At 71.9% G+C, this 4,962-nt stretch carries 1 protein-coding gene; it reads left to right on the top strand.

Annotation, left to right across the window (positions count from 1 at the left end; translation table 11 throughout):
* On the top strand, positions 1 to 4,962 hold a 4,962-nt coding region (locus tag AC27VN_RS32460; protein WP_490879225.1), incomplete at both ends, for a two-partner secretion domain-containing protein.

The raw sequence follows: 4,962 nt of genomic DNA, 5'->3' as shown, positions 1-4,962 counted from the left end.
ACACCAACAGCCTCACCGCCGGTTGGCTCAACGCCAACGCGCCGGTGCAGACGGCCGCGGGCGGACGCACGCAGGTCAACATCCAGCAGACCGCGGACAAGGCGATCCTCAACTGGGAGAGCTTCAACGTGGGCCGCAACACCACGGTGCAGTTCGACCAGAAGGGCGGGGCGAAGCCCGACGGCACCAATGCATGGATCGCGTTGAACCGCATCAACGATCCGAGCGGCCGGCCGAGCCAGATCGCGGGCCAGATCAAGGCCGACGGCTCGGTCTACCTGATCAACCGCAACGGCATCGTCTTCAACGGCACCAGCCAGGTCAACACGCGCTCGCTGATCGCCTCGAGCCTCGCGCTGTCGGACAAGCAGTTCAACCTCGGCATCAACAACCAGCAGAAGTTCGACGGCCAGGGCAACGACTTCGCGATTCCCCAGTTCGGCCTGTTCACCTCGATCAAGCCCGAGGTCTTCGGCCCGTCGGGCTTCGTGCCCGGCGAGGGCGGCGCGCCCGACCGCATGGGCGGCGTGGACCGCTTCGATCCCGGCGCGGCGCCGGGCGAGGTGCGCGTGGACGCCGGTGCGCGGCTGGCGGTCGAGTCGGGCGGCAAGGTCATGCTGTTCGCGCCCAAGGTGCGCAACGCGGGCCACATCACGGCGCCCGACGGCCAGGTGATCCTCGCGGCCGGCGAGAACGTCTACCTGAAGACCCCCTCGACCCAGGATCCGAACGCACCGCGCGGCCTCGACGTGGCCGTGTCGGCCGTGCCGGGCTGGGCCTTCACCGGCGGGCAGGTGCAGGGCGCGCTGAAGCTCGTGCCGGTGTACGGCGACGCGAACTTCGTCAACAGCCTGCGCGACGTGGTGATGCCCGAGATGGCGGCGCGCGCCAAGTCGGTGGGCTACGAGGTGGTGAACACCGGCACCGTGCAGTCCGACCGCGGCAACATCACGCTGCAGGCGCAGGACGTGCGGCAGTCGGGCGTGCTGGCCTCGACCACCGCGCTCAACAACCGCAACGGTTCGATCCTGCTGCGCGCCTGGGGGCTGGGCACGCACATGTACTCGGACGGCGTCAACGACCTGATCAACTGGTCGGCCGGCACGCTCACGCTGGGCGAGGGCAGCATCACGCAGGTGCTGCCCGATGCGGGCGACCGCAGCGAGATCGAGGCCTCGGCGTTGGTCACGCGCTACCAGCCGGGCCGCGTGGCCCTGTACGGCCAGCTGATCGACGTGCGGCCGAAGGCGGGCGTGCTGGTACCCGCGGGCACTATCGCGGCCGAGTCGGCGGTCAACCCGCTGTTCACGCAGCTGCCGTACTTCAAGCCCGGCAGCCTCGGCGACGCCAGCCGCATCTACATCGACAGCGATGCCTTCCTGAGCGTGGCCGGGCTGCAGGGCATGCAGGTCGACATGTCGCGCAACTTCGTCGAGGCCGAGCTGCGCATCAACGAGCTGCGCGATTCGCCGCTGCTGCTCGACTCCTGGCTGCGCGGCAAGAAGGTGATCGTCGACCGGCGCGCCAACGGCCTGTTCGACGCCGGCCCGATGTCGGGCGTGCAGTGGGTGACCGGGCCCGACGGCAAGACGCTGGTGCCGGGCGCCTGGGTCGGCACGCCGCTGGCCGACGTGTCGGGCTGGGTCGGTGTCGGCAAGACCGACCTCGCCGAGCTGTCGGCCAGCGCGGGCAGCATCAACCTGCGCGCGGGCGGCGCGGTGATCACGCGCGCGGGCTCGGTGCTCGACGTGTCGGGCGGCTCGGTGCGCTATTCCGACGGCATGAACACCGCGACCAAGCTCATGGGCGCCGACGGCCGCGTGCACACCATGGACAAGGCGCTGCCCGACATCACCTACACCGGCATCGCGGGCGAGTTTGCGAGCGAGCATGCGCGCTGGGGCGTGAAGGAGAACTGGCGCTCGCCGCTGATCGGCGCCAACTACAAGGAAGCGGGCTACACCGAGGGCCGCAAGGCCGGCGACCTGCGCATCTACGCGGGCGACGCGATGGTGCTCGAGGGCGACATGCTCGGCGGCGTGGTGGCGGGCGACCGGCCGCAGGCCAAGGCTGCGGCCAGCCTCGGCGGCCGCGTCGAGCTCGGCGAGAACACGCCCGACGGCCGGCCCTGGTCGCCGGGCACGATCATCGTGAGCCACGATCCGAAGCGGCTGGCCAAGGACTTCGGCGCGCTCACCACGCTCGGCGACGATTTCTACGTGAAACTCAAGCCGGACGAACAGGGCTCGCGCAAGCTGAGCTTCCTGTCGGACGACATGCTCAGCAATTCGGGCATGGGCAGCATCGTGCTGAACACCATCAACGGCGACTTCGAGCTCGCGGCCGGCGCGAAGCTGCAGCTGTCGCCGGGCGCCTCGCTGACGGTGGCGGGCACCGAGGGCTCGACCCGGGACATCCGCATCTTCGGCCAGATCCGCACGCCCGGCGGGCGCATCGGGCTGTCGTCGAGCAACGGCGCGCTCGAGATCGGCGCGCAGGGCCGGCTCGATGCCAGCGGCCAGTGGCTCAACACCTGGCGCGAAGGCCCGGGCAGCGGCGCCTGGGCCATCGACGGCGGCGCGATCTCGATCAGCGTGGGGAAGATCGCGGCCGATCCGGCGGCGGTCCTCGACGTCTCGGGCGGCGGCCGCGTCGATGTCGCGAAGAACGGCCTGCCCGCGTTGCGCGCGGGCAATGCGGGTTCGGTCACGCTGGTGGGCGTGACGCCCGAGCTCGACCTGGGCGCGCTGAACCTGCGCGCCTTCGCGGCCGGTTCCGCGGGCAGCCTGGTGCTCGACGTGTTCTCGCCGGTGCAGATCGGCGGCAGCGCGGCCACCGATCCCGAGACCGGCAAGCCGCTCGTGACGCTGCTGCCGCCCACGCTCTACGGCGAGCGCGGCTTCGGCCGCGTCACGGTCTCGGTGCGCGCCGAGGGCGGCATCGCGGTGCCCGAGGGCGTGACGGTGTCGCAGCAGGCGTCGAGCCTCGATCTCACGAACTTCGACTGGCGTCACCTGCCCGGCGGTGCCAGCCTGGCCGATGCCGCGCCGATCGGCGTGCTGCGGCCCGAGGAGCGCGCGGCGCGCAAGCCCACCGCGCTGTCGCTGGGCACCACCAACGGCGCGATCTCGATCGGGGCGGGCGCGGTGGTGCGCACCGACATCGGCGGCAACCTGTCGCTCGGTGCCGGCGGCGAGCTGGGCACCATCACCGTGGCCGGCCGGCTCGACGCGCCGGCCGGCAGCATCTCGCTGTCGGGCGGCAAGGTCACGTTGCAGGCCGGCGGCGAACTGCTGGCGCGCGGCGTGCCGCTGACCTACCTCGACAACCGCGGCCGCCAGGTGGGCGAGGTGCGCGACGGCGGCTCGGTCGACATCCAGGCCGGCGAGGTGCAGCTCGAGAAGGGCGCGCTGATCGACGTGTCGGGCGCCACCGGCGAGATCGACGGCGTGGCCGACACCGGCCGCACCGGCACGCAGCTGCCGAAGGCGACGCCGAAGATCCGGCTCGACAGCGACGGCGGCCTGATCCAGGTCAAGGGCCAGGGCCTGATCGAGAGCACGCTGGTGGGCAACGCGGGCGGCCCCGGCGGCATCGGCGGGCGCATCCGGATCAACATGGACGTGCCCGCCGCGCCCGGCGGCTCGCCGCTGGAGCGCCTGAGCCAGACGCTGCAGGACCCGGACTGCTTCGGCTTCTTCGTCGACGGCGCCTGCAACAACTGGCGCCAGGGCCTGGACTACGACTGGGCGCCGGGCCTGCGCAGCTTCGGCTACGAGGTCGACGGCACGATGATCATTCCGTCGAGCCTGCTGGCGCACCTGGCGGAGAGCAAGGAGCTGGTGCTGTCCGACCGCCTGCCGGCGCCCGGCCCGGTCGGGGCGCTCGACCCGGCGCAGTTCGGGCTGACGCCGGCCACGCTCGACCTGTTCCGCGACACCCTGTTCGGCGGCGAGCTGCTGCGCGAGATCCTGCAGAAGCCGGGCCAGGCCTTCGCGCTGACGCTGCGCCCGCAGTCCTTCGCGAACGGCGGCTTCGCCGACCTCGCGCTGGTGAACTCCTCGCAGGGGCCGATCCGTCTCGACGACGCGCACATCAGGATGGGCCGCGCCATCTCGCTGCAGGGCCGGATCCTCGGGCATGCCGACACCTCGTCGTCGCTGAGCGCGCCGCACCTCACGCTGCTGACCGTGCCGGGGCCGGCCTCGGCCTCGCTGGTGGCCGAGGTGCCCGATGCCAAGGGCGAGCTGAAGCTCGCGGGCCAGCTGATCGAGATCGTCTCGGGCAACGAGGCGGGCGTGTCGCCCGAAGGCACCGTGCGCATCGGCGGCTTCGGCCGCACGCGACTCGAGGCCGGCGAGATCCGCATCGGCGGCGCGCTGCCCGATCAGATCAACGACGACACCCGGTTGCAGTTGAACCTCGACGTCGACGGGCAACTGGTGCTCGCGGCCGGCCAGGTCTATCCGAGCACGGCCATGACCGGCGTGATCCGCGCCACCGGTTCGATCGCCGTCGAGCGGTTCGGCGAGCCGGGCGACACGCCGCTGTCGGCCGGCGGCACCCTGCGGCTGGAGGCGCCGACGATCGCGCAGGACGGCGTGCTGCGCGCACCGCATGGCCAGATCGAACTGGCCGCGAGCGAGCGCCTCGCGCTGGGCGCCAACAGCCTCACTTCGGTGTCGGGCGCCGGCGTGGTCGTGCCCTACGGCACCTTGCTCAACGACGAGCACTGGCACGATCCCACCAAGGCGGTGGACGCGGCCAATCCTTCGGGCGGCTCGCTGAGCGCGCCGCCCGAGAAGCGGATCACGCTGAAGTCGCCCGACGTGGCGCTGGCGCGCGGCGCGACGGTGGACATCACGGGCGGCGGCGACCTCTATGCCTGGGAGTTCGTGCCCGGGCCCGGCGGTTCGCACGACGTGCTGAACCGGCCGGGCACCTACGCGATCCTGCCGGGGC

Source organism: Variovorax sp. 20P10.2.4 (assembly GCF_058244205.1).
The sequence above is the reverse complement of the archived record's forward strand: the minus strand, read 5'-3'. Positions and strand labels throughout refer to the sequence as shown.